The sequence below is a fragment of the Natrialba chahannaoensis JCM 10990 genome (assembly GCF_000337135.1).
Classification (GTDB): Archaea; Halobacteriota; Halobacteria; order Halobacteriales; family Natrialbaceae; genus Natrialba; species Natrialba chahannaoensis.
The window spans coordinates 1-1,935 of record NZ_AOIN01000075.1 but is presented as its reverse complement, the minus strand read 5'-3'; the positions used below and the strand labels follow the sequence as shown (position 1 = coordinate 1,935).

Genomic DNA, 1,935 nt, shown 5'->3' with positions numbered 1-1,935 from the left:
GGTCCCACCGCGAGGTGAGAGGTGCCGGGTGGGGTCCCCCTAGACACCGTTATAGGTCCCTGTGGTGGGTGGTGGGGTCGGTTCGATTTTCGGCGACCCTTGCGCCGTCCTGCGATTAGGGAGCGGAGGGGCGAGTGATTGTGGTGGGAGAATCGCAAGACGGCGGTAAGTTGTGGCGGTTCAGACAGGGGTATCCTTACGCCGTCCTGCGATTGTACGGATAGGGCCGGGATTCGACAGGGGGAAGAATCGCAAGACGGCGGTAAGTTGTGATGGGTGATACTCCGGGGCGATCGGCGACCCCTGCGCTGTCATGCGGTTTCGGGTTCTGTCTGGCTATGGTTAGAACTGCTAATAACAATATGTGGGCGTGTTGGTAGTATCGGGATAGGTAGATGTTCTGCCGGGGTGAAAGGTCAGTATTCTTTAAGGGGCTAGTCGTTCTCGTCGCAGTCAAAGCTACGCAACGTGAGTGAATGCCCGGAGAAGGCCCGGGCGACGGACGATTCCACCGGACGCGATTTGTGGCAGAATCGCCCGGTGGAAACCTCTTGGCCGGAGGGTTCGTCCTCGCTCTGTCCTCTCTCAGCCGAGTCAGTAAGTGTTTCGACGGTTCACGGAAACGCTCGGTCTGGACGACTAAGCGCCGATCCACCGCAAGGATCGGGCGATCTTGATTTGCCCGAGAGCCGGCGTACCCGGCTCGAGGGCCGCCCGATCCGCACGCCCCCGACCGGCGGGAGGGGGCTATCTTGTGCGGTGGCGGTGCGGCGGCGGTGCGGTCTTTACTCGACGCTAGTTAGAACAACTCAAGAGCCGCTATGCTTCGCCAATTCAGGCGTTCCACCGTGCGGTGCGGTAGAAGACGTGCCGGTGGCTATGGTGCGGTGCGGTGCCACCGGCTCGTCTTCGTCGCGGTCGTCGGATAGTGCCGCCCCAGCTGGGCCGGACGTGCTGTCGGGCCACTCGTGGAGCAGCTCGCGATCGCGTCGGTCGGGGTGGTCGGAGTGAGCGCGGATCCCGTCGACGGCGAGGTCGAGTTGGATGAGCAGTCACGGCTCGGTCGGGACTGGGATTGCGGGCCGGATCGGGAGCGGCCGGACTGCCGGAAGGACTTGGCGCACCTGAAGTACCAGACAGAATCGGGGGAACAGGCGTCGTACCGTTGCGGTTCGTGGGACTGCGAGTGTTGCGGCCACCGGCTGAGGATGGGACTGATCGAGGAGATAGAACGGATCACGGAGGAGCGCCCGGAGATGCGTCGGTTCCTGACGCTCACAGTGGACCGCAGAGCGCCCGCGTCGAAGGAGGAGAAGCACGAGTACATCACCGATCGGTGGAACGCGCTGAGGACGGAACTGAGGGACCGCTATCCAAACCTGTCGTATCTGTGGGTGCGGCACGAGGGAGACGAGCGGGACCGGCCGCACCTGCACCTGCTCGTGGATCGGTTCCTGCCGCAGCGGGAACTGTCGCAGTTGGCCGAGCGCGTCGGCCTCGGCCGGGTGGTGGACATCCGGCGGGTGGACGCACGGAACGCGGCGCACTACATCAGTGCGTACCTCGGTCGTGGCTCGCTGTCGTTCCTGCCGTCGGGGTCGCGGCGGTACGGATCTAGCGCCGACGTCGATCTCGATCCACGCGATCCGGGCGGCGACGATCGTGACGGCAGTGCGCTCGAGGAGGACTGGTCACTGATGGCGTGGGATCCGATCGTCGAGGACTGGGTGTCGGCTGCGTCGGGAGACTTCCGGCGCGACGAGGATAGAGGACCGCCACCAGACTAGATCGGTCGGTCCCACCGCGAGGTGAGAGGTGCCGGGTGGGGTCCCCCTAGACACCGTTATAGGTCCCTGTGGTGGGTGGTGGGGTCGGTTCGATTTTCGGCGACCCTTGCGCCGTCCTGTCTCTTATACACATCTCTGATGGCGCGAG

General features: G+C 64.1%; 1 protein-coding gene. It reads left to right on the top strand.

Going from position 1 to position 1,935, the window contains the following annotated elements; all coding sequences use genetic code 11:
• The first annotated feature begins 968 nt into the window (after window positions 1–968).
• A complete protein-coding gene (locus C482_RS13670; protein WP_004045523.1) occupies window positions 969–1,787 on the top strand; it encodes a rolling circle replication-associated protein in 819 nt (272 codons plus the stop codon).
• The last annotated feature ends 148 nt before the right edge of the window (window positions 1,788–1,935 follow it).